The sequence below is a fragment of the Nitratireductor sp. GISD-1A_MAKvit genome (genome assembly GCF_040819555.1).
Classification (GTDB): domain Bacteria; phylum Pseudomonadota; class Alphaproteobacteria; order Rhizobiales; family Rhizobiaceae; genus Nitratireductor.
This window is the reverse complement of record NZ_CP161920.1, coordinates 801,223-823,514: the sequence shown is the minus strand read 5'-3', so window position 1 is coordinate 823,514 and position 22,292 is coordinate 801,223. Positions and strand designations below refer to the sequence as shown.

Here is a 22,292-nt window from a genome sequence, read left to right as displayed (position 1 = left end):
CCGACGGCCTACCGCTGCCGATGGTATGAGGCTTTCCCATGCAGGCGAGCGCCACGCGCCCGGGTTTCACTGCGCTGTTCACCCCCAAACTGCTGACCGTGCTGCGCGAGGGCTACGGCCTTGCCGCGCTCAGGACCGACATCATTGCCGGCCTGACGGTGGCCATCATCGCCCTGCCCTTGTCCATGGCCATCGCCATCGCTTCGGGCGTGCCGCCGGAGCGCGGGCTTTACACCGCCATTGTCGGCGGCTTTCTGGTTTCAGCGCTTGGTGGCAGCCGGTTTCAGATCGGCGGCCCGGCGGGCGCGTTCATCGTGCTCGTTTTTGCCACGGTGCAGGCGCACGGCATGGACGGGCTGATCCTCGCCACCTTCCTCTCCGGTTTCATCCTGCTTTCCATTGGTCTCCTGAGGCTGGGCAACTTCATTAAATATGTGCCCTACCCCGTCACCGTGGGTTTCACCTCGGGCATCGCCGTCATCATCCTGACGAGCCAGCTCAAGGATTTCTTCGGCCTGACGCTGACGGGCGCGGAACCCGGACCTTTCATCCCCAAGCTGCAGGCGCTGGCGCAGGCCGCGCCGACGGTGAACGCCGCAGCGCTTCTGCTGGCGCTCGGCTCGGTGGCGGTGATCGTCGGGCTGCGCCGCTGGCGGCCGCACTGGCCGGGCTTTCTGATCGCCGTGGTGGCGGCCACGCTGGTCGCCTCGGCGCTGGGCCTGCCGGTGGAAACCATCGGCTCGCGATTCGGCGGTATTCCGCAAATGCTGCCTGCCCCGCATTTGCCGGATCTGAGCACGGAAAAGATCATGGCGGTTCTGCCCGCCGCTTTCTCCTTTGCGCTTCTGGGCGGCATTGAGAGCCTGCTTTCGGCAGTTGTGGCTGATTCCATGACGGGCCACAGGCACCGCTCCAACAGCGAACTGGTGGCGCAGGGCGCGGCCAATATCGGTTCGGCGCTTTTCGGCGGTTTCTGCGTGACGGGCACCATCGCGCGCACGGCAGCCAATGTGCGAGCAGGCGCGCGCGGGCCCGTTTCGGGCATGCTGCATTCGCTGTTTCTTCTGACATTCATGCTGGTGGCCGCACCGCTGGCCCGTTTCATCCCGCTTTCGGCCCTTGCCGCCATTCTAGCCGTGGTGGCCTGGAACATGGCGGAAAAACACCAGTTTACCGCGCTGCTGCGCTCCTCGTGGGGCGATGCGGTGGTGCTTCTCGTGACGTTTCTGCTGGTGGTGTTCCGCGACCTGACCGAGGGCATTCTGGTGGGCTTTGGCCTCGGCGCGCTGCTCTTTCTGCACCGCATGTCGGAAGCGGTGCGCGTGGAGCATGGTACTGCCTCGCCAACCGACCAGCCAGACAGCGGCGAGCAGCCAAACAACGCCGGGATCGCAACCGACGACGATGTCGTGATCTACCGTATTTCCGGGGCGTTCTTTTTCGGCGCGGCAGCAGCGGTGGGCTCAGCGCTCGACCGGACCGGCGGTCAGCCGAAAGCCTATGTCATCGACATCGAGGCGGTGAACCTTCTCGATTCGACCGCCGCCGCGACCATCGAGGGTTTCGTGCGCAAGGCACGCCGGCAGGGAACGAATGTCTATCTCGCGGGGGCGAGCCAGCCGGTGCGAAAATTGCTGCACACACACGGGCTAAAACCGCCGGCGCTGCGATTCTACACTCGGCTGGACGACGCCATCGCTGCGGCAAGCCGGGATGCTGCCGAATAGCTTATTTCGTTGGCTCTTCTTCCACCGAATGCTTCATGATGAGCGGCATCTGGCTCATCGTGAAGAGGATCGTGATCGGCATGATGCCCCACACCTTGAAGGCGACCCAGGTGTCGGTGGAGAACATGCGCCACACCACCTCGTTGACCACCGCCAGGAAGATGAAGAACAGGCCCCAGCGCAGGGTGAGCTTGCGCCAGCCTTCCGCATCCAGCTTGAAGGCGGAATCGAACACATAGCCAAGCAGCGATTTGCCGAAGGCGAGACCGCCCAGAAGCACAACACCGAACAGCGTGTTGACGATGGTCGGCTTCATCTTGATGAAGATTTCGCTGTGCAGGTAGAGCGTCAACGCGCCGAACACGAACACCACCACGCCAGATACAAGGGGCATGATGGGCAGCGTGCGGGTGAGAATCCATGAGGCTGTGAGCGCAATGGCCGTGGCCGCCATGAAGAGTGCGGTTGCAACGAACAACGGGCCACCGAGCTCCGCCAGTGCGGGGAAACGCTCCACCAGCCATTCGCCGCGCGAATTGGCGAAGAAGAACACCATGAGCGGCCCCAGCTCCAGCGCCAGCTTTAAGAGCGGGTTGATCTCCTTGCGTTTGGGATCGGCGGGGTCGCGTTCGAAAATGGGTTTCTCGCTCACGCTTACTGAACTCCTGCAATCGCCTTGGCGAAATCGCTCGCCGAGAAGGGCTCCAGATCGTCGACCTGTTCGCCGACGCCGATGAAATAGACCGGCAGCTTGTGCTTGGCGGCGATGGAAACAAGGATTCCGCCGCGTGCCGTGCCGTCGAGCTTGGTCATGACCAGGCCGTTGACGCCAGCAACATTGCGGAAGATTTCGACCTGATTAAGGGCGTTCTGCCCGGTGGTGGCATCGACCGTCTGGAGGACGGTGTGCGGCGCATCCGGATCGTGCTTGCCGAGCACGCGCACGATCTTTTCGAGCTCCGCCATCAGCTCCGTCTTGTTCTGCAGGCGGCCAGCGGTGTCGATGATCAGCACATCGGAGCCGGCTTCCTTCGCCTTTTCAAAGGCGTCATAGGCGAGACCCGCCGCATCTGCGCCGAGTTTTGAAGAAACGACCGGCGAGCCGGTGCGCTCGCCCCATATCTTCAACTGCTCGATTGCCGCGGCACGGAACGTGTCGCCGGCACCCAGTGTGACCTTGAGCCCGCCCTCGGTGAGCTTTGCGGCCAGCTTTCCGATGGTGGTCGTCTTGCCCGTGCCGTTGACGCCAACCACGAGAATGACATGCGGCTTGTGCGACAGGTCGAGTTCGAGCGGCATGGCGACCGGCGCCAGCACCTTCTCGATTTCCTCGGCCATGACGGCCTGCACTTCTTCGCCCGACACATCCTTGCCATAGCGGCCCGACGCCAGCGCATCGGTGACGCGCATGGCGGTCTCAAGGCCAAGATCGGCACGCAGCAACACGTCTTCCAGATCCTGCAGCGTGTCGTCGTCCAGCTTGCGCTTTGTAAAGATGCCGGAAATGGAATCGCGCAGCTCCCGCGATGAACGCGACAGCCCTTCACGCAGACGCTGGAACCATGGCTTGCGCGGCTCAGGCGCTTCCGGCGCGATAGCCTTCTCTTCCACGCGCTCGACGGATTTGGAAATGGCGATCTTGCCGGCGGCCACGGCTGGCGCGGCATCGGGTGACCGCGCTTCTAAATCCACCGCAGCGCCACGCCCCTCATCCTCACCTTCTCCCCGTTCACGGGGAGAAGGAGTCGCGGGCGTTGCGTCTGGTTTTTCTGCCTTCGGTTCCGGGGTTTCCTCGGCAACAGTCTCTTCCGCTACCTCGCTAGCAGGCTCCGCTTCCTTCTCCCCGCCTGCGGGGAGAAGGTGGCCCGAAGGGTCGGATGAGGGGCCTGCTCCTTCGGTTGGCGATGTTGGCGCGGCTTCGGCTGCAGGCGTGATATCGTAAGCGTCGCGCTGCCCCTCATCCTCACCTTCTCCCCGTTCACGGGGAGAAGGGGTCGCGGGCGCTGCGTCCGGTTCTTCGACCTCTGGCTCAGGCTCTGGCGCGGGCTTTTCGCCCGTCAAGGCCTCAACTGCCTGCGTGGCAGCAGCAGTCTCCGTGGCGTCTATCTCTTCCGCCTCATCGGGCTTGGTCTCTTCGACCTCTTTCTTGCCAAAGGAGAAGACCTTCTTGATAAATCCGAATGCCATGCCTGCTATGCCGCTTCCCGTGTGACGGCGACCGCAGTGAGCCGCTCTCCGTCGTGGCCGGTGATCCGCACCTCGACAATATCCCCCGGCATTGCACCCTCAAGCGCAGCCAGGGTGAACCCCTCCGTGCGGCCAAGCCCGGGCCGCTCGATCAAAATGCGCTGGCGCGTGCCATCAAGCGAGGCAAGATGGCGTGCATAGGCCGCATCGCCAACAGCGCGAAGGCGCGCGGCGCGCTCCTTCACCAGCGCGCGGTCGAGCTGCGGCATGCGTGCTGCCGGCGTGCCTTCGCGCGGGCTGAAAGGAAACACGTGAAGATGCGTGAGCCCGCATTCCTCGACGATCTTCAGCGAGTTCTCGAACATGGCATCCGTCTCGGTGGGAAAACCGGCAATGATGTCTGCGCCGAACACGGCATCGGGCCGGAGCGCACGCACCCGCTCGCAAAACGCGATCGCGTCCGCACGCAGATGACGGCGCTTCATGCGCTTCAGGATCATGTCGTCGCCATGCTGCAGCGAAAGATGGAGATGCGGCATCAGCCGTTCCTCCTCCGCCAGCGCGTGCATCAGCTCGTCGTCCGCCTCGATGGAATCGATGGAGGAAAGACGCAGGCGTTTCAGCTCCGGCACCTCGCGCAGAATGGCAGCCACAAGACGCCCCAGGCGCGGGCTGCCCGGCAGGTCTGCCCCGAAGCTTGTCAGGTCCACGCCCGTGAGCACCACTTCGCCATAGCCATTGCCGACGAGCTGACGCACCTGATCCACCACCGCTCCCATGGGCACCGAGCGGGAATTGCCCCTACCATAAGGAATGATGCAGAAGGTGCAGCGGTGATCGCAGCCATTCTGGACCTGCACGAAGGCGCGGGCGCGGCCCTCGATGGACTCAACCATATGCGATGCGGTCTCGCGCACTTCCATGATGTCGTTGACGCGCACCTTCTCGAACTGGTTCACGCCGAAATCCGGCAGGGCGCGGTAATTGTGAGCCTTGAGCTTTTCCTCATTGCCGAGAACAAGGTCGACCTCATCCATGGCGTCGAAGGTGCCCGGCTCCGTCTGAGCCGCGCAGCCGGTAACGATGATGCGGGCATCGGGGTTCTCGCGGCGTGCCTTGCGGATCGCCTGGCGCGCCTGCCGCACCGCCTCACCCGTGACGGCGCAGGTGTTGACGACCACGGCACCGCCTTTCAGCTCTTCAAGCCCGGCATCCTTCGCCTCGCGCTTGATCACTTCGGACTCGTAGGCATTGAGCCGACAACCGAATGTCAGAACATCCACCGCCATTCAGGCCGCTCCCTCGGTCTCACGCTCCCACGCGCCGGTGGCGGGGTCGAAACGCCCGGAGAACTCCCATTCGGCGGGGCCGGTCATGATGACATGGTCATCCTCTCGCCACAGGATATCAAGCGGACCACCCAGTACGGAGACGGTGACCCGACGCCCGGTGCGGCCCGTACGCGCCGCCGAGACCGCAGCCGCACAGGCAGCCGAGCCGCAGGCAAGCGTGAGCCCCGCCCCGCGTTCCCATGTGCGCAGGTTCAGCGCATTTTCGCCCGTCACCTGTGCGAGGGAAATATTGGCACGTTCAGGGAAAATGGGATGATTTTCCAGAAGCGGGCCGAAACGCTCCAGATCGTAATCATTGACATCACCCGCCACCCAGAAAATAGCATGGGGGTTGCCCATGGAAGCAACGGAAGGCGAGTGCAGAACCGGCGCGTCGATGGGCCCGGCCTGCAATTCGATCATGCGCGTGTCGCGAAACTCTTCGGCAAGCGGAATCTCCTGCCAGCCAAAGCGCGGTCTGCCCATATCGACGGAGATCAGCCCGTCTTCATGCTCCTCGGCATTGAGGATGCCGGCAACGGTCTGGAAGGTAAAAACTTTCTGGCCGGTTTCTGCCGCAAGCGCCTGCACCACACAGCGTGTACCATTGCCGCAGGCCTGCGCCTGGCTGCCATCGGAATTGATAATTTCGATATAGTTGTGTGTGCCCGCAACGCGCGGATCGTGGATCGCCATGATCTGGTCAAAACGCGTTGCGGGATCGACGTTAAGCGCCCGGGCTGCGTCGGGCGAGACCCGATCCGCACGCCCGCGCATGTCGGCAACGATGATCGCGTTGCCGAGGCCGTTCATCTTCGCGAATGCTGCCTCAAGCGCCATGATGGCTCCAAAACCTTATGTCTCAGGCGCCTATATGGCTGATGACAGGCAAAATTACCAGACGAACAGCCTCATCATTCACCCGTGAAATCAGGCAATCGCCACGATGCCAAGCACCGCCAGCAGGAACAGAACAAGCACCACCGCGATCAGCACTTTCGCTCCGGTCATCGCAGCTCCCGCGAGACTGTTCATTCCAAGCAGACCCGCAACAGCGGCGACGATGAGCAGAATCAGAATCCATTTCAGCATTGTTCACCCTCACTTCTTGCGGCCAAAGCCGCTGGAGATCATTCAACGCAGTAACCGGGTGGAGAGTTCCGCCGGCCGTTTCGCGCGGCATCGCAAGGTGTTGCCAAATGGAAACAGTTCTTCTCTCACATGGGAGAAACAGGTTCTTAACCAAGGGTAGGCTGTTATAATCGGAGAGAATTGCCACCATCTGGCATTTCAATTGGAGCCTGCGTGCGCTTCAGTGCAGTAGACAGTTCGACGGAGAAACGGGATGCCCCACACAAAAACCGCAGTCTTGGCTGTATCGCTGATGGCCCTTGCCCTGGCTGGCTGTACAAGCGGCCGCTTCTCGCCAGCCAGCAGCCAGGCGCCCGCACCGTTGCCGTCCGCTCCATCCGGCACCGTGACCTCCAATCAGTTGCCGCCGCCCTCGAGCCCGACCACCACGTCGCAATTCCCAGAAGCTCCCCAGCAGGAAACGCAGATGGCTGCAGTGGATCCGAATGCCGCCGCCAATGCGCCCGAGGTTTCCACCGGTAGCGTGGCCGGTGTCTGGAGTGTCAATGTTGCCGGTCAGTCCTGCCGTGTTGCCACGCCGCAGACCAAATTCGGTTCCGGATACCGCGCGGGGCCCCGTTGCGTTGTCCGGCTCCGATCGATGGCGTGAAATCGTGGAATGTCGAAGGCAAACAGCTTGCTTTTTACGACGCCAATGGCAGCGTTCTTGCAACCCTCTACTCATCCGGCTCAGGCCGCTTTGATGGTCAGACCAGCAGCGGGCAGCCCATTTCGCTTTCGCGTTGATTCGGGACGGTTTCAGGACACAGGGAAGCCGCTTGGACTTCGGTATTGCGCAACAGTGGAGCGTTTCGCCGAAACGCTCCGGACGATCAACAACATTCGGCCGATGGGCCAAGCTGAAAGCCTGACATGACTTTGCGTGACGGCCTCGTAACTCACCCTTCCGTCACGCAACGCTATGACCACCTCGTTGAGACGGGCCGGATCGCGCGCGATCCGGCGCAGGAAAAGATTGCTGCAGCACTCGATCGGCTGATCGCGGAGATCAGCGACAAGCGACTTGCGCGCAAATCAAGCGCGCTGGGCTGGCTGTTTGCCAAACGCAAGCCCGCGCGTGAACCGATACGCGGGCTCTATGTCCATGGCGGCGTGGGACGCGGCAAGACCATGCTCATGGACATGTTTCATGAGCTCGTGCCCGTGGACCACAAACGCCGCGCGCATTTCAACGACTTCATGGCAGACGTGCATGATCGCATCGGCCGTCACCGTGCCGCACTGAAAGCGGGCGATACACAGGAGACCGATCCGATTCCGCCCGTGGCGGCGGCTCTGGCAAAAGAGGCCCTGGGTGCTGGGCTTCGACGAGTTCACCGTGACCGACATTGCCGATGCGATGATTCTCTCTCGCCTCTTTTCTGCGTTGTTCGAACAAGGAGTGGTGCTGGTCGCCACCTCCAATGTGGCTCCCGACGACCTTTACCGGGACGGGCTCAACCGCGGACTTTTCCTGCCGTTCGTGGAGATCCTCAAAAAACACACCCGCATCCTGGAACTGGATATCGAGACCGACTACCGGATGCAGAAGCTCAATCGCCTCCCTGTCTACATGACACCGGACGACGCCAAAGCCCGGCAACAGATGGACGAGGCCTGGAAGGCGGTCGTGGATGGCGGGGACGTTGAACCCACGGAACTCAAGGTCAAGGGTCGCAGCGTTCCAGTGCCGCTGGCATCCGGTACAGCCGCCCGTTTCACCTTCTCAGACCTTTGCGAAAAGCCGCTTGGCGCGCGCGATTATCTGGCGATTGCCTCGGCTTTCGACACGATCTTCATCGATCATGTTCCAGCGATGGATCTTCAGCGCCGGAATGAAGCCAAACGCTTCATTCTTCTGATCGACACGCTTTACGATGCCGAAGCGCGGCTCTTTATATCCGCTGAAACGCCACCCGGTGCGCTTTATTCAGCTGCAAACGGCACCGAAGCATTCGAGTTCGACCGAACCGTTTCCCGCCTGATGGAGATGCAAAGCCGGGACTGGCTTGAACGGACCGGCGCGAAAACCACCGAAACGGCATCATGGTAGCCGCAATGATGGCGCGGCATGGCAGCGTCAAACCGATTTCCATACGTGAAACGCTTCCGGGACCAGAGATACTGCACAATTATGAGGCATAATTCTTACGTTTACGTAATTCCACTGATGTCTAAACGATTGAAATTCCTGACCACGTAAGAATCGGTTGAATTTCGTTGCCAGTATGCTTATTCCCAATGGGGCTTAAGAAGCGGGCCCTGCCACGAATTTGCCGTGACTTTCGAAAAAGAATGTCGGCAGCTAGCAGGCCCCATGCATTGGTGTGACACGACACAGGCAAAACGCGACGCGCGCATTTTCTTCACACATCCATCTCACCACCTATCCTTTCGACACAAGGGGGAATTCTAACCACATGGCACGCGACAAGATCGCTCTCATCGGCTCCGGCATGATCGGTGGAACGCTCGCACATCTGGCGGGCTTGAAGGAACTGGGCGACGTCGTCCTGTTCGACATTGCCGAGGGCATCCCCCAGGGCAAGGGACTGGACATCGCCGAATCTTCGCCGGTCGAGGGCTTCGACGCCAAAATGGTTGGCGCCAACGACTATGCGGCCATTGAAGGCGCGGACGTTTGCATTGTCACCGCCGGTGTGGCGCGCAAGCCGGGCATGAGCCGCGACGATCTGATCGGCATCAATCTCAAGGTCATGGAACAGGTTGGCGCGGGCATCAAGAAATACGCCCCCAACGCTTTCGTGATCTGCATCACCAACCCGCTCGACGCCATGGTCTGGGCGCTGCAGAAGTTCTCCGGCCTGCCGAAGAGCCATGTGGTCGGCATGGCCGGCGTGCTGGACTCGGCCCGCTTCCGCTACTTCCTGTCGGAAGAGTTCAAGGTCTCCGTCGAAGACGTGACGGCCTTCGTGCTGGGCGGCCACGGCGATTCCATGGTTCCGCTGACCCGCTACTCCACCGTTGCCGGCATTCCGATCCCGGACCTGGTGAAGATGGGCTGGACGTCCAAGGAGAAAATTGACGAAATCGTGCAGCGCACCCGTGACGGCGGCGCGGAAATCGTCGGCCTTCTGAAGACCGGTTCGGCTTACTACGCCCCGGCCTCATCGGCCATTGCGATGGCGGAGAGCTACCTGAAAGACAAGAAACGCGTCCTGCCCTGCGCGGCACACCTTGCCGGCCAGTATGGCGTGAAGGACATGTATGTGGGCGTGCCCACGGTTATCGGCGCCGGCGGTGTCGAGCGCGTTATCGAAATCGATCTCAACAAGTCTGAGCAGAAGATGTTCGATCAGTCCGTCGAGGCCGTTGCCGGCCTTTGCGAGGCCTGCGCCAACATCGCGCCCAACCTGAAAAAATAGGAGTAGGCCTCCAATGAACATTCACGAGTATCAAGCCAAAGAGCTTCTCAAGAGCTATGGCGCACCGGTGGCTGATGGTGTGCCGGTGTTCGACAAGAGCGAAGCCGAAGCTGCCGCGAAAAAGCTTCCCGGACCGCTCTATGTGGTCAAGAGCCAGATCCACGCCGGTGGGCGCGGCAAGGGCAAGTTCACCGAACTCGGGCCCGATGCCAAGGGCGGCGTGCGGCTTGCCAAAAGCGTTGAGGAAGTTGTCGCGCACACCAACGAGATGCTGGGCAACACGCTCGTCACCAAGCAGACCGGCCCGGCAGGCAAGCAGGTGAACAGCCTCTATATCGAGGACGGCGCGGACATCGACCGCGAGCTCTACCTCTCGATCCTTATCGACCGCACGGTCGGCCGTCCGGCCTTCGTCGTCTCGACGGAAGGCGGCATGGACATCGAGACCGTTGCGGAAGAAACCCCTGAGAAGATCCTCACGCTCGCAATCGACCCGGAAACGGGTGTGACGGGTGACGACGTGAAGAAGCTCAACGAGGCGCTGAAGCTCGAGGGCGACGCGGCAAAAGACGGCGAGACGCTGTTCCCGATCCTCTACAAGGCCTTCACCGAGAAGGACATGAGCCTTCTGGAAGTGAACCCGCTGATCGTCATGGAAAATGGCCGTCTGCGCGTTCTCGACGCCAAGGTTTCCTTCGATGGCAACGCGCTGTTCCGTCACGAGGACGTGGTTGCCCTGCGCGACACGACCGAGGAAGACGAGAAGGAAATCGAGGCTTCCAAATACGACCTCGCCTATGTGGCACTGGACGGCAATATCGGCTGCATGGTCAACGGCGCTGGTCTTGCGATGGCCACGATGGACATCATCAAGCTCTACGGAGCCGAGCCTGCCAACTTCCTCGATGTCGGTGGCGGCGCCACCAAGGAGAAGGTGACGGCAGCGTTCAAGATCATCACCGCCGACCCGGCAGTGGAAGGCATTCTGGTCAACATCTTCGGCGGCATCATGCGCTGCGACGTCATCGCTGAAGGCGTTGTCGCTGCCGTCAAGGAAGTGGGCCTGAAGGTTCCGCTGGTGGTTCGCCTCGAAGGCACCAATGTCGATCTTGGCAAGAAGATCATCAATGAGAGCGGTCTCAACGTGATCGCCGCCGATGATCTCGACGACGCCGCCAAGAAGATCGTTGCAGCCGTTAAGGGAAGCTGAGCCAAGATGTCCATTCTCGTCAACAAAGACACCAAGGTTCTCGTTCAGGGCCTGACCGGCAAGACCGGAACCTTCCACACCGAACAGGCGCTCGCCTATCATGGCACGCAGATGGTCGGCGGCATTCACCCCAAGAAGGGTGGCACCACCTGGACCGGCCAGGGCGGTGAAGAGCTTCCGATCTTCGCATCCGTCGCAGAGGGCAAGGAAAAGACCGGCGCCAACGCGTCCGTGATCTATGTTCCGCCGGCAGGTGCAGGTGCGGCCATCATCGAGGCCATCGAAGCCGAGATCCCGCTCATCGTCTGCATCACGGAAGGCATTCCGGTGATGGACATGGTCGCGGTGAAGGCGAAACTCGAGAAGTCGAAATCTCGCCTGATCGGCCCGAACTGCCCCGGTGTGCTGACACCGAACGAGTGCAAGATCGGCATCATGCCCGGGAACATCTTCCAGAAGGGTTCCGTTGGCATTCTGTCGCGCTCGGGCACGCTGACCTATGAAGCCGTGTTCCAGACGACCAATGAAGGTCTCGGCCAGTCAACCGCAGTCGGCATTGGCGGCGACCCCGTCAAAGGCACAGAATTCATCGACGTTTTGGAAATGTTCCTCGCCGATGATGAGACGAAGTCCATCGTGATGATCGGCGAGATCGGCGGTTCGGCGGAAGAAGAAGCTGCCGAATTCCTGCGCGACGAGGCCAAAAAGGGTCGCAAGAAGCCGATGGCCGGCTTCATCGCGGGCCGCACCGCGCCTCCCGGACGCACAATGGGCCACGCAGGCGCCGTGATTTCCGGCGGCAAGGGCGGCGCAGAAGACAAGATCGCGGCGATGGAAGCAGCCGGCATCAAGGTTTCGCCCTCCCCGGCGCGCCTTGGCCAGACGCTCGTCGAAGCGATCAAGGGTTGAGGAAGAACGATAAGCCCGGCTTGCCACACAGGTGGCAGCCGGGAACAATGTGACTGTCCGGCCTCGTTTGCCGGCGACCAAGGAGCCGGAACGCGGGTTCCGGAAATCAAAATGGCACGGCAAGATCAGGCCAACGACCAAATGTCGCTTACCTCGTTTCTGTATGGTGGCAATGCCGCCTATATCGAGGAGCTCTACGCCAGCTATCAGGACAATCCGGCTTCCGTCAGCGAAGACTGGCGCGACTTCTTCGGCGCGCTGAAGGACAACGCCGCCGATGTGAAGAAGAACGCCGCCGGCGCTTCGTGGAAAAAGAAGAACTGGCCTCAGGCCGCCAATGGCGAGCTTGTCTCCGCGCTTGATGGCGACTGGGGGGCGGTCGAGAAGCATTTCGACGGCAAGATCAAGGAAAAGGCCGCCAAGGCCGGCGCGCAGCTCTCACCCGAAGAGACACTGCAGGCAACGCGCGATTCCGTCCGTGCCATCATGATGATCCGCGCCTACCGCATGCGCGGCCATCTGCATGCCGATCTCGATCCGCTGGGCATTGCCAAGCCGCTGGAAGATTATAACGAGCTGTCCCCGGAGGCCTACGGCTTCACCCAAGCCGACTATGATCGTCCGATCTTCATCGATCATGTGCTCGGTCTGGAGACGGCCACGATCCGCCAGATGCTCGACATTCTGAAGCGGACCTACTGCTCGACGCTGGGCGTCGAGTTCATGCACATCTCCAACCCGGCCGAGAAAGCCTGGATCCAGGAGCGCATCGAGGGCCCGGACAAGGGCGTCGAATTCACCGCCAACGGCAAGAAGGCGATCCTGCAGAAGCTGATCGAGGCCGAAGGCTTCGAGCAGTTCATCGATGTAAAATACAAGGGCACCAAGCGCTTCGGCCTCGACGGCGGTGAAGCGCTGATCCCCGCACTCGAACAGATCATCAAGCGCGGCGGCCAGATGGGCCTGAAGGAAATCGTTCTCGGCATGGCCCACCGTGGCCGCCTGAACGTGCTCGCGCAGGTCATGGAAAAGCCACACCGCGCCATCTTCCACGAGTTCAAGGGCGGCTCTTTCGCGCCTGACGATGTGGAAGGCTCGGGCGACGTGAAATATCATCTCGGCGCCTCCTCCGACCGCGCCTTCGATGGTAACAATGTCCACCTGTCGCTGACGGCGAACCCCTCGCATCTGGAAATCGTGAACCCGGTGGTGATGGGCAAGGCCCGCGCCAAGCAGGACCAGGTGTTCGGCCGCAAGCGCGAGGAAGTGGTGCCGCCGGAAGAGCGCGCGCGTGTCATGCCGCTGCTCTTGCATGGCGATGCCGCCTTTGCCGGTCAGGGTGTTGTGGCGGAGTGTTTCGGCCTGTCGGGCCTGCGCGGCCACCGCGTTGCCGGCACCGTGCATTTCATCATCAACAACCAGATCGGCTTCACCACCAATCCACGCTTCTCGCGTTCCTCGCCCTATCCTTCCGATGTGGCGAAGATGATCGAAGCGCCGATCTTCCACGTGAATGGCGACGACCCGGAAGCGGTGGTCTATGCGGCAAAGGTTGCGACCGAGTTCCGCATGACCTTCCAGAAACCGGTGGTCATCGACATGTTCTGCTACCGCCGCTACGGCCATAACGAGGGCGACGAGCCGGCATTCACGCAGCCGATCATGTATCGCAAGATCCGCAAGCACACCACGACGAGCGAGATCTACGCGAAGAAGATGCTGGAAGAGGGCATTGTCACCGAGGCTGACATTGAGAAGATGCGCTCCGAGTGGCGGTCCCATCTCGAAGCTGAATTCGAGGCCGGACAGGCTTACAAGCCCAACAAGGCCGACTGGCTCGACGGTGTCTGGTCAGGCCTGAAGAAGGCCGATCACGCCGATGAGCAGCGCCGCGGCAAGACAGCCGTTCCCGTCAAGACACTCAAGGAAATCGGCAAGAAGCTGACCGAAATCCCGGAGGATTTCGAAGCCCACCGCACGATCCAGCGCTTCCTGAAGAACCGCAAGACAATGATCGACGGGGACGCCGGCATCGACTGGGCAACTGCTGAGGCGCTCGCCTTCGGCTCGATCCTTCTCGAAGGCAACCCGGTTCGTCTCTCCGGTCAGGACTCGGAGCGCGGCACCTTCTCGCAGCGCCACTCCGTGCTCTACGACCAGCGCGACGAGAACCGCTACATCCCGCTCAACAATCTGGGACCGCAGCAGGGCCTATTACGAAGTCATTAACTCGATGCTTTCCGAAGAAGCCGTTCTCGGTTTCGAATACGGCTTCTCGCTTGCAGAACCGCGTGCGCTGACGCTATGGGAAGCCCAGTTCGGCGACTTCGCCAATGGCGCACAGGTGGTGTTCGACCAGTTCATCTCTTCAGGCGAACGCAAATGGCTCAGAATGTCGGGCCTCGTGTGTCTGCTGCCACACGGCTATGAAGGCCAGGGACCGGAACACTCCTCCGCCCGCCTCGAACGCTGGCTGCAGATGTGCGCGGAAGACAACATGCAGGTCGCATACTGCTCGACGCCTGCAAACTACTTCCACATTCTGCGCCGTCAGTTGAAGCGCGACTTCCGCAAGCCGCTCATCCTGATGACGCCGAAGTCTCTGCTGCGCCACAAACGCTGCGTCTCCACGCTTGCCGAACTATCCGGTGAGAGCGCGTTCCATCGCCTTCTGTGGGACGATGCGGAGCATCTGGACGGCGAGAAGATCAAGCTGGTGAAGGATTCGAAGATCCGCCGCGTCGTGATGTGCTCCGGCAAGGTCTATTACGACCTTTACGAAGAGCGCGAGAAGCGCGGCATCGACGATATCTATCTTCTCCGTGTCGAACAGCTTTACCCATTCCCGGCCAAGGCTCTCATCAACGAGCTTTCGCGCTTCAAGAACGCGGAGATGGTGTGGTGCCAGGAAGAGCCCAAGAACATGGGCGCCTGGTCCTTCATCGATCCGTATCTGGAGTGGGTTCTGCAACACATCGAGGCCAAGAACACGCGCGTGCGCTACACCGGGCGTCCGGCCGCTGCATCGCCTGCCACCGGCCTTATGTCGAAGCATCTGGCGCAGCTCGAGGCTTTCCTCGAAGACGCGCTCGGCGAATAGCAAGCGACGGAGAAAAACGACATGGCGACCGAGATTCGGGTTCCCACACTGGGCGAGTCCGTGACCGAGGCAACCATCGCCCGCTGGATGAAATCGGTGGGCGACACGATCGCCACCGATGAGCCGATCGTCGAGCTGGAAACCGACAAGGTTTCCATCGAGGTGCCTGCACCCGCTGCCGGCACACTCGATGAGATCGCCGTTCAGGAAGGCGAAACCGTCGAAGTCGGCGCGCTTCTCGGCATGATTGCCGCAGGCGATGGCGCCGGCAAAGCAAAACCAGAAACCAGTCAGGCCGGTGAGAAAACGTCCGGCAATGAAGAAACCCAGGAGGCAACCATGGCCGGCGGCGGAAAAATCGTCGAGGTGAATGTTCCATCGGCGGGCGAATCCGTCACCGAAGCCGAAGTCGGCGAGATCTACAAGAAGGTCGGCGACGCGGTGAAAACCGATGAAGCCATTCTTGAGCTCGAGACCGACAAGGCCGCCCAGGAAGTGATGTCGCCGGTTGACGGCGTGATCACCGAGATGGTGGTTGGATCGGGCGACGAGGTCGAGGTGGGCGCACTGCTTTTGCGCATTGAACAGGGTGCATCTGCCGGAGCGGCAGCTTCCAAGGGCGACAAGCCGGCCGAGAAGGAAGCCCCCGCGGCGAAGAAGGATGACGATGGCGGACGTCCGCCCGCACCCTCCGCACAGAAGATGATGACCGAAAAGGGCATGAAAGCCTCTGACGTTGCCGGCTCCGGCAAGGGTGGCCAGGTGCTTAAGGGCGATGTGCTCGCAGCGCTTGAAGGCAGTGCACCGAGTTCACCGGCTGAAAAGCCCAAGGCGGCTCGCCCCGCCTCTCCGGCCGAGGACGAGAACCGCGAAGAGCGCGTGAAGATGACGCGCCTGCGCCAGACCATCGCGCGCCGCCTGAAGGATGCGCAGGACACTGCTGCCATGCTCACCACCTTCAACGAGGTGGACATGACGGCGGTGATGGAGATGCGCAAGAAGTACAAGGAGCTCTTCGAGAAGAAGCATGGCGTGAAGCTTGGCTTCATGGGCTTTTTCACCAAGGCCGTGTGCCACGCGCTGCAGGAAATCCCGGCTGTTAATGCCGAGATTGATGGAACGGACATCATCTACAAGAACTTCTGCCATATCGGAGTTGCCGTCGGCACTGACCGCGGTCTCGTCGTGCCGGTGGTGCGCGATGCCGACCAGATGTCGATCGCCGAGGTGGAGAAGGAAATCGGTCGCCTGGGTCTCGCTGCACGTGACGGCAAGCTTTCCATGGCCGACATGCAGGGCGGCACCTTCACCATCTCCAATGGCGGCGTCTATGGCTCGCTGATGTCGACCCCGATCCTGAACGCCCCGCAGTCGGGCATTCTGGGCATGCACAAGATCCAGGAGCGGCCGATGGCGGTCGGCGGTCAGGTGGTCATCCGCCCGATGATGTATCTCGCCCTCTCCTACGATCACCGCATCGTGGACGGCAAGGAAGCCGTGACCTTCCTCGTGCGCATCAAGGATGTGCTTGAGGATCCCGAACGTCTGGTCCTCGACCTCTAGGCGATCACCGAGCAGAAGAAGGCTGAAGACCCATGTCCAACACCTATGATCTCGTCGTGATCGGCACCGGACCCGGCGGCTATGTGTGCGCCATCAAAGCGGCGCAGCTTGGCCTCAAGACGGCCGTGGTCGAGAAACTGCCGACCCATGGCGGCACCTGCGTCAATGTCGGCTGCATCCCCTCCAAGGCGCTGCTGCACGCCACGGAAATGTTCGAAGAGGCAGGCCATGGCCTCGCCGATCTCGGCGTCGAGGTGGGCAAACCCAAGCTCAACCTCAAGAAGATGATGGAGCACCGCGTCAAGACGGTCGAGCAGAACACCAAGGGCCTCGACTTTCTGATGAAGAAGAACAAGATCGATGTCCTTCGCGGCTTTGGCAGCATTGCTGGCAAAGGCAAGGTGAGCGTGAAAGGCGACGACGGCAAGGAACAGACTGTCGAGACGAAGAACATCGTCATCGCCACCGGCTCCGATGTGGCCGGCATTCCCGGCGTCGATGTGAAGTTCGACGAAAAGGTGATCGTCTCCTCCACCGGCGCTCTGGAGCTTTCCAAAGTGCCGGAGCGCATGGTGGTTGTCGGCGGCGGCGTGATCGGTCTCGAACTTGGCTCCGTTTGGGCCCGTCTAGGCGCGAAGGTAACCGTGGTCGAATATCTCGACACCATCCTCGGCGGCATGGACGGCGAGGTGGCGAAGCAATTCCAGCGCATGCTCGGCAAACAGGGCTTCGCGTTCAAGCTCGGTGCAAAGGTCACGGATGTGGCCAAGGCCGGCAAGGGCGCGAAGGTGACCTTTGAGCCGGCAAAGGGCGGAGACGCCGAGACCGTCGAAGCAGACGTGGTTCTGATTGCCACCGGCCGCAAACCCTACACGGAAGGCCTCGGCCTGGATGCTGTCGGCGTGGAGCTGGATGAGCGTGGCCGCGTGAAGACAGACGGGCATTTCAAGACCAATGTCGAGGGCGTCTACGCCATTGGTGACGTAATCGCCGGGCCGATGCTTGCGCACAAGGCCGAGGATGAAGGCGTTGCCGTGGCCGAGATCCTGGCCGGTCAGGCCGGGCATGTGAACTATGACGTTATCCCCGGGGTGGTCTACACCAGCCCGGAGGTCGCTTCAGTCGGCAAGACCGAGGAAGAGCTGAAAAAGGCTGGCGTGGAATACAACGCCGGCAAATTCCCTTTCTCGGCCAATGGCCGTGCACGCTCCATGCTGAAGACGGACGGCTTCGTGAAGGTGCTTGCCGACAAGAAGACCGATCGCGTTCTGGGCGTTCACATCGTTGGCTTTGGTGCTGGCGAGATGATCCACGAGGCTGCTGTCCTCATGGAATTTGGCGGCTCGTCGGAAGACCTGGCGCGCACCTGCCACGCCCACCCGACCATGTCGGAAACGGTCAAGGAAGCGGCTCTCGCCACCTTCGCCAAGCCAATCCACATGTGATTGCAAAAAAGAGATGTGATCGAAGGCCCCGGAACGAAAGCTCCGGGGCTTTTTCTATTCACCGTCGCCAGTGGGAACACCATCGAAGATGGCATCAGGCTGAAGGTCATGCCTGTCAAAGAGGCCTCCTTCAAAAAGCGCCATGAACACCAGTATGAGAACCGCAGCTCCCACCGCACCGATCACGAAGCCCCGCGTTCCCTCTGAGCGGGTAGGCTGACGTCGGTGCTTCCATTGATGTTTGTCGTCCTGCATGACGGCCCTCCGGGGAAGGTCTCCTACGCCATTGTGACGATAACATGCAAACGATTAGCCGGAACTATAATTTTATTGGACGAGGTCGACCGTGAACCCGTCCTCCCGCAGAAGCTCGATCAGGCCTTCTTTTCCCGGCAGGTGCAGGGCGCCCACGGCAATGAAGGCCTTTCCGCCGTTCAGGATCGGTCGCGCCCGCTCGGCCATTGTGCCATTGCGAACCCTGATCATCGCCTGATCGAATGCGGCATAGTCCGCTGCTGTCTGCTCTTCCTGCGGAAACGCCACCTGGACGAGCGGCCAGAACATTGCCGTCTCTCCCTCGGTATAGAGCGCGATCATGGTCTCCATCACATTGTCCAGCTCATCCCCGAGAGCCAGAGATTCGACCAGTCCCCGCATGTGGAGTTCCATCGGAAGCGAGGCCATGGCTTCCAGCTGCTCGACTGCGCTTTCCAGCCCGATTAGCTCCTTTCCGGCGTGATCAGCTTGCCGGGCAAGTTCGAAATCGAGTATCAGTTCACCGGCTTCTTTTCTGTCCAGCTCACAGACGGGAAGTGCCACAAGGGAGAACAGCATCCACGGCTTCATCTTCTTGATACTGGCAAAGGGAACCCCGCGTCCCGCCAGCGCCTCGCTCACCACCTTCTGCTCCTGTGCACTGAAGTGATCCGCCAGCGTCTCATCGCCACTGAACATCATCAAGTCTGGCCGCTGATACATTGCGGCAGCCATTTTTCTCTGATCGAGAATGTCGGTTGTCTCGATGACCACCCGGTCGGGCCTCGTCAAACGCCTGGCGGGCTCTTGCCGGGATCGCGACCACGCGCGGGTCGCTCAAATGCATGGTGCCGAAAAGATAAGACGGCGCAACACCCTCCTTTTCGACCCGCCACAGCAGCCCCTTGCCATTGGGCGTTTCAGCCGCCTGGCGACGAACTTCCTCAAGCGCCGCCGGGTTTTTCGCTGCAAGTTCCTTCAGCAGATTTGTTCCGCTGCAGACAATCTCATCAGCCTTTGCCGGCTTCGCGATCATCAGACCAAGGAACAACGCCAGCAGAAGCAGCAGCGGAAAAGCTGCCGCGCAGAAAAACAGGCGATCGACAAGCCGCTCGACGGCGGTGGTGGCTCTTGCATGCGTTTTCATGGCGCCACGCTAGCCGTAAAAAACGGCCAAACTGTTAATCAGCCCCTGCGAATTGCGCACAACGCTGTCAGGCCCGCGGGTGGGAGGCATCGTAGATTTCGAGGAGCCGTGCGGTGTCCACCCCGGTGTAGACCTGCGTGGTGGAAAGGCTGGCATGGCCCAACAGCTCCTGTATCGCGCGAAGGTCTCCGCCACGTCCGAGAAGATGCGTCGCAAAGGAATGCCTGAGGGCATGCGGCGTTGCCGTTTCGGGCAGGTTGAGAGCGGAGCGCATCCGCTTCATTTCACGCTGAATGATGGCAGGCTGCAAAGCACCGCCACGCGCGCCGCGGAAAAGCGGGCTGCCCGCTTCCAGATGATAAGGGCAAAGACGCTGATACTCGGCGACCGCCGCCGCGGATACCGGCAGTACCGGAACAAGCCTTGTCTTGCCGCCCTTTCCGGCGATCCTGAGCGCACCCTGGCGCAGTTCCCCAGCCTGCCCCGCCAGAAGCCCCAGCGCCTCCGATATGCGGAGCCCCGCTCCATAAAGCAGCGTGAAGACGGCGGCATTTCGTGCAGCGATCCATGGCTCTTCGGCCATCTGCCCCTCGCCTGAGGCGACCTTGCGCGCATCAGCAGCCGTCAGCGGCTTGGGCAATGAGCGCGGTGCGCGTGGCGCCTTCAGCGCCGCTGCAGCCGCTGCGTTCACCAGGCCGCGCCGCTCCAGATCGCGCAAGAAAGAGCGCACCCCGGCAAGCCCGCGCCCAAGCGTGCGGGCTCCCGCTCCCCGGCCGCGCCGGAACGCCAGAAAAGCGCGCAGGTCCGCCGGGCGCAGTTCGGCAATGTCGGAGAGACCCGGTGCCTCGCCGCAATGCCCTGTGAGAAACTGTAGAAACTGCCGCGTGTCGCGCTCATAGGCATCGACCGTCAGCGTTGAAAGACGCCGCTCATCGGCCAGCGAGGCAAGCCATGCGGCACGGGCCTTCTGGAGGTCGGGTTTTGCGGAAATGAGAAAATCCTGATCCATGCAGAGCATTCTGAACCAGTCTGGTTAGCGAGCAGTGAAGGGAGCCTTGAGAGGTTCGAGCCCTTCTACAAGAGCTGCTACGCGCCCTCTATCTCCTCGCGCAGCATTTCGAGCTCCAGCCATTCCTCTTCCATCGTCTCCCGGCTCGCACGCTTTTCATCGAGCTCTTTGGAAAAGCGCTGAAAAGCGGCGGCATCGCGCGTGTAAAGGTTCGGATCGGCGAGTTTCTCTTCCAGAGCCGTGATTTCGTCAGCCAGCTCATCGATTTTCCCTGGCAGCGTCTCCAGCGCAAACTTCTGCTTGTAGGAGAGCTTTTTCGACGGTGTTTTCGGTGCACCCGCATTGCCGGCTGGCTTCACCTTCTGCTGCTCGGCCGTGCGCGCCTTGCGCCGCTCCAGCTCCTCGCCCTTTCGCTGCGCCATCATGTCGGAATAGCCGCCCGCATACTCGATCCACCGGCCATCGCCAGCCGGCGCGATGGTGCTCGTCACGGTACGGTCGAGAAAATCACGATCATGGCTGACAAGCAGCACCGTGCCGGGAAAACTCTCTACAAGCTCCTGCAGAAGATCGAGCGTTTCCATATCGAGGTCGTTGGTTGGCTCATCAAGCACGAGCAGATTGGCCGGACGCGAGAGAAGCCGAGCGAGAACGAGCCGAGCGCGTTCACCGCCCGATAGTTCGCGGATCGGCGTGCGTGCCTGCTCGGGCTTGAAGAGAAAATCCTTCATGTAGGAAACGACATGCCGTTCCTGTCCATTGACGACGACGCTGTCGCCGCGCCCGTCGGTCAGAAAATGAGAGAGCGTTTCCTGCGGGTCAAGCGCCCGCTTCTGATCGAGGAGCGCTATCTCCAGATTGGCGCCGAGCCGCAGTGAGCCCTCATCGGGCTCGAGCTTTCCTGTCAGAAGATTGATCAATGTGGTCTTGCCGGCACCATTGGGCCCGACAAGGCCGACCCGGTCGCCACGAAGGATGCGCGCGGAAAAATCCTTGACCACCTGCAATCCGTCATAGGTTTTGGCGAGCCCCGTTGCCTCGATGACCAGCTTGCCGGATTCGGCGGCATCGCTGGCCGCCATGGTCGCCACGCCTTCCGCGCCGCGGTGGTTGCGGTGTTTTTCACGCAGCGACTGAAGCTCGCCCAGCCGGCGCACATTGCGCTTTCGGCGTGCGGTGACGCCGTAGCGCAGCCAGTGCTCTTCACGCTCGATCTTGCGGGCGAGCTTGTGCTGCTCGCGCTCTTCTTCTTCGAGCACCTGATCGCGCCAGTCCTCGAAATGGGCAAACCCCTTGTCGAGCCGGCGCGTCACTCCCCGGTCGAGCCACACGGTTGCGCGGCTTACTTTTTCCAGAAAGCGCCGGTCATGCGAAATGGTGACAAGGGCAGACGACGTGCGCTGCAATTCATCTTCGAGCCACTCGATCGTGGCGAGGTCGAGATGGTTGGTCGGCTCATCAAGCAACAGGAGATCCGGCTCCGGCGCAAGAACGCGCGCAAGCGCCGCGCGCCGTGCCTCACCGCCTGAAAGTGTCGCCGGGTCTTCATCTCCGGTCAGTCCCAGTCGATCGATAACAAGCGCCACGCGGTTTATGTCGTCGGCCGGGCCGAGCCCCGCTTCCACATAGGCGCGTACGGTCGCAAAACCCTGCCAGTCGGGCGTCTGTGACAAATAGCGCACGGTTGCCTTCGGCTGGCGGAAGATTTCGCCCTCCTGCGGCTCCACAAGCCCGGCGGCGATTTTCAGCAGCGTGGACTTGCCGGACCCGTTGCGCCCGACCAGCGCAAGCCTTTCGCCGGGGCCGACCATCAATGAGGCACCGGCAAGCAACGGTGTGCCACCGAAAGTGAGCCGAATGTCATCCAGCTTTAAAAGAGGCGGCGCCATCGT

The 22,292-nt window shown here is 61.3% G+C and carries 18 protein-coding genes and 2 pseudogenes; 10 read left to right on the top strand and 10 right to left on the bottom strand.

Translation table 11 applies throughout. From position 1 onward, the window contains the following. Nucleotides 1-38 precede the first annotated feature (38 nt). Complete coding sequence (locus AB2N04_RS05195; RefSeq protein ID WP_367717501.1) at nt 39-1,727, top strand: SulP family inorganic anion transporter; 1,689 nt, start codon at nt 39-41, stop codon at nt 1,725-1,727. A 1-nt stretch (nt 1,728) separates the two neighbouring features. Here the strand turns inward: AB2N04_RS05195 and AB2N04_RS05190 are convergent, their stop codons facing one another. From AB2N04_RS05190 to AB2N04_RS05170, 5 genes are all read right to left on the bottom strand, one after another. Next, entirely contained in the window at nt 1,729-2,379 is a 651-nt protein-coding gene (locus AB2N04_RS05190) for a septation protein A (RefSeq protein ID WP_367717499.1), read from the bottom strand. Between the two features lie 2 nt (nt 2,380-2,381). Next, a complete protein-coding gene (ftsY, locus tag AB2N04_RS05185; RefSeq protein ID WP_367717498.1) occupies nt 2,382-3,914 on the bottom strand; it encodes a signal recognition particle-docking protein FtsY in 1,533 nt (510 codons plus the stop codon). Between the two features lie 5 nt (nt 3,915-3,919). Then, entirely contained in the window at nt 3,920-5,203 is a 1,284-nt protein-coding gene (gene mtaB, locus AB2N04_RS05180; protein ID WP_367717496.1) for a tRNA (N(6)-L-threonylcarbamoyladenosine(37)-C(2))-methylthiotransferase MtaB, read from the bottom strand. Further along, the gene (gene dapF, locus AB2N04_RS05175) at nt 5,204-6,085 is read right to left on the bottom strand and encodes a diaminopimelate epimerase (protein WP_367717495.1); all 882 of its coding nucleotides are present in this window, start codon (nt 6,083-6,085) and stop codon (nt 5,204-5,206) included. It lies immediately after the preceding gene. 90 nt (nt 6,086-6,175) lie between these two features. Further along, nucleotides 6,176-6,337, bottom strand: a complete 162-nt coding sequence (locus AB2N04_RS05170) for a DUF1328 family protein (protein ID WP_007007536.1) — start codon at nt 6,335-6,337, stop codon at nt 6,176-6,178. A 466-nt stretch (nt 6,338-6,803) separates the two neighbouring features. Between AB2N04_RS05170 and AB2N04_RS05165 the strand changes: the two genes are divergently transcribed. The 9 genes and pseudogenes from AB2N04_RS05165 (at nt 6,804) to lpdA (ending at nt 17,989) form a co-directional block, all read left to right on the top strand. After that, nucleotides 6,804-6,986 carry a hypothetical protein gene (locus tag AB2N04_RS05165; RefSeq protein WP_367717494.1) on the top strand — a complete coding sequence of 61 codons (183 nt, stop codon included), beginning with the start codon at nt 6,804-6,806 and terminating at the stop codon, nt 6,984-6,986. Next, nucleotides 6,899-7,123: an AprI/Inh family metalloprotease inhibitor gene (locus AB2N04_RS05160; RefSeq protein WP_367718744.1), complete on the top strand. Its 225-nt coding sequence runs from the start codon at nt 6,899-6,901 to the stop codon at nt 7,121-7,123. Before AB2N04_RS05165 ends, AB2N04_RS05160 begins: the two co-directional genes overlap by 88 nt. A 126-nt stretch (nt 7,124-7,249) precedes the next feature. Beyond that, a pseudogene (gene zapE / locus AB2N04_RS05155) lies at nt 7,250-8,429 on the top strand (cell division protein ZapE). Between the two features lie 367 nt (nt 8,430-8,796). Continuing rightward, nucleotides 8,797-9,762, top strand: coding sequence for a malate dehydrogenase (mdh, locus tag AB2N04_RS05150; RefSeq protein ID WP_367717493.1), 966 nt, complete (start codon nt 8,797-8,799; stop codon nt 9,760-9,762). A 13-nt stretch (nt 9,763-9,775) separates the two neighbouring features. Next, nucleotides 9,776-10,972 (top strand): ADP-forming succinate--CoA ligase subunit beta, encoded by a 1,197-nt coding sequence (sucC, locus tag AB2N04_RS05145; RefSeq protein ID WP_367717492.1) that lies wholly within the window; start codon nt 9,776-9,778, stop codon nt 10,970-10,972. A 6-nt stretch (nt 10,973-10,978) separates the two neighbouring features. Next, the gene (gene sucD / locus AB2N04_RS05140) at nt 10,979-11,881 is read left to right on the top strand and encodes a succinate--CoA ligase subunit alpha (RefSeq protein WP_367717490.1); all 903 of its coding nucleotides are present in this window, start codon (nt 10,979-10,981) and stop codon (nt 11,879-11,881) included. Nucleotides 11,882-11,992: 111 nt separating this feature from the next. Beyond that, nucleotides 11,993-14,981 (top strand): annotated as a pseudogene (locus AB2N04_RS05135) (2-oxoglutarate dehydrogenase E1 component). 21 nt (nt 14,982-15,002) lie between these two features. Further along, nucleotides 15,003-16,544, top strand: a complete 1,542-nt coding sequence (odhB, locus tag AB2N04_RS05130) for a 2-oxoglutarate dehydrogenase complex dihydrolipoyllysine-residue succinyltransferase (RefSeq protein ID WP_367717488.1) — start codon at nt 15,003-15,005, stop codon at nt 16,542-16,544. Between the two features lie 32 nt (nt 16,545-16,576). After that, a complete protein-coding gene (lpdA, locus tag AB2N04_RS05125; RefSeq protein ID WP_367717487.1) occupies nt 16,577-17,989 on the top strand; it encodes a dihydrolipoyl dehydrogenase in 1,413 nt (470 codons plus the stop codon). 54 nt (nt 17,990-18,043) lie between these two features. On the opposite strand, the gene AB2N04_RS05120 is transcribed toward lpdA, so the two are convergent. From AB2N04_RS05120 to AB2N04_RS05100, 5 genes are all read right to left on the bottom strand, one after another. Continuing rightward, nucleotides 18,044-18,244: a hypothetical protein gene (locus AB2N04_RS05120; protein ID WP_367717485.1), complete on the bottom strand. Its 201-nt coding sequence runs from the start codon at nt 18,242-18,244 to the stop codon at nt 18,044-18,046. A gap of 72 nt (nt 18,245-18,316) precedes the next feature. Continuing rightward, nucleotides 18,317-19,018 (bottom strand): TraB/GumN family protein, encoded by a 702-nt coding sequence (locus AB2N04_RS05115; RefSeq protein ID WP_367717484.1) that lies wholly within the window; start codon nt 19,016-19,018, stop codon nt 18,317-18,319. Further along, complete coding sequence (locus AB2N04_RS05110) at nt 18,927-19,391, bottom strand: TraB/GumN family protein (protein WP_367717482.1); 465 nt, start codon at nt 19,389-19,391, stop codon at nt 18,927-18,929. Before AB2N04_RS05110 ends, AB2N04_RS05115 begins: the two co-directional genes overlap by 92 nt. Nucleotides 19,392-19,458: 67 nt before the next feature. Next, nucleotides 19,459-20,409 carry a tyrosine recombinase XerC gene (locus AB2N04_RS05105; RefSeq protein WP_367717480.1) on the bottom strand — a complete coding sequence of 317 codons (951 nt, stop codon included), beginning with the start codon at nt 20,407-20,409 and terminating at the stop codon, nt 19,459-19,461. 68 nt (nt 20,410-20,477) lie between these two features. Beyond that, a complete protein-coding gene (locus tag AB2N04_RS05100; RefSeq protein WP_367717478.1) occupies nt 20,478-22,289 on the bottom strand; it encodes an ABC-F family ATP-binding cassette domain-containing protein in 1,812 nt (603 codons plus the stop codon). Between the last annotated feature and the right edge of the window lie 3 nt (nt 22,290-22,292).

Coding starts and splice junctions, on each gene's coding strand:
- AB2N04_RS05195 (WP_367717501.1), top strand. CDS start 39: ATGCAGGCGAGCGCCACGCGCCCGGGTTTCACTGCGCTGTTCACCCCC.
- ftsY (WP_367717498.1), bottom strand. CDS start 3,914: ATGGCATTCGGATTTATCAAGAAGGTCTTCTCCTTTGGCAAGAAAGAG.
- mtaB (WP_367717496.1), bottom strand. CDS start 5,203: ATGGCGGTGGATGTTCTGACATTCGGTTGTCGGCTCAATGCCTACGAG.
- dapF (WP_367717495.1), bottom strand. CDS start 6,085: ATGGCGCTTGAGGCAGCATTCGCGAAGATGAACGGCCTCGGCAACGCG.
- AB2N04_RS05170 (WP_007007536.1), bottom strand. CDS start 6,337: ATGCTGAAATGGATTCTGATTCTGCTCATCGTCGCCGCTGTTGCGGGT.
- AB2N04_RS05165 (WP_367717494.1), top strand. CDS start 6,804: ATGGCTGCAGTGGATCCGAATGCCGCCGCCAATGCGCCCGAGGTTTCC.
- mdh (WP_367717493.1), top strand. CDS start 8,797: ATGGCACGCGACAAGATCGCTCTCATCGGCTCCGGCATGATCGGTGGA.
- sucC (WP_367717492.1), top strand. CDS start 9,776: ATGAACATTCACGAGTATCAAGCCAAAGAGCTTCTCAAGAGCTATGGC.
- sucD (WP_367717490.1), top strand. CDS start 10,979: ATGTCCATTCTCGTCAACAAAGACACCAAGGTTCTCGTTCAGGGCCTG.
- odhB (WP_367717488.1), top strand. CDS start 15,003: ATGGCGACCGAGATTCGGGTTCCCACACTGGGCGAGTCCGTGACCGAG.
- lpdA (WP_367717487.1), top strand. CDS start 16,577: ATGTCCAACACCTATGATCTCGTCGTGATCGGCACCGGACCCGGCGGC.
- AB2N04_RS05120 (WP_367717485.1), bottom strand. CDS start 18,244: ATGCAGGACGACAAACATCAATGGAAGCACCGACGTCAGCCTACCCGC.
- AB2N04_RS05110 (WP_367717482.1), bottom strand. CDS start 19,391: ATGAAAACGCATGCAAGAGCCACCACCGCCGTCGAGCGGCTTGTCGAT.
- AB2N04_RS05105 (WP_367717480.1), bottom strand. CDS start 20,409: ATGCTCTGCATGGATCAGGATTTTCTCATTTCCGCAAAACCCGACCTC.
- AB2N04_RS05100 (WP_367717478.1), bottom strand. CDS start 22,289: ATGGCGCCGCCTCTTTTAAAGCTGGATGACATTCGGCTCACTTTCGGT.